Raw genomic sequence first — 276 nt, forward strand, 5'->3', positions numbered from 1 at the left:
GGCGGCATCATCCAGGCGAACTACGACCGCAAGGCAGGCGAAGCCGACGCCGCGCGCGCCCACCTGGAAGCCGACGCCAAGGTATTCGAGTCGGGCGTGCAGCATGCCAACGACCTGATGCAGCAGATGATGGACGTCATTCGTGATGTTCGCGACAAGCTCGGCGCCATCGAACAGAGCCGCAGCGAGACGAATCGCGGCATCGCCCGCAACCTCTGAACCCGCCTGGGGAGCCATCACTATGGATATCCGGCCTTCTACCGGCAACGCCGGCCT

The 276-nt window shown here is 64.5% G+C and carries 1 protein-coding gene; it reads left to right on the forward strand.

What is annotated here, in order from left to right; translation table 11 throughout:
- Positions 1 to 219, forward strand: a 219-nt coding sequence (sctB, locus tag SB751_RS30125) for a type III secretion system translocon subunit SctB (protein WP_410749035.1), incomplete at its 5' end; no start/stop codon positions are given.
- Positions 220 to 276 lie beyond the last annotated feature (57 nt).

Source organism: Cupriavidus sp. SIMBA_020 (assembly GCF_046535395.1).
GTDB classification, from domain to species: Bacteria; Pseudomonadota; Gammaproteobacteria; order Burkholderiales; family Burkholderiaceae; genus Cupriavidus; species Cupriavidus campinensis.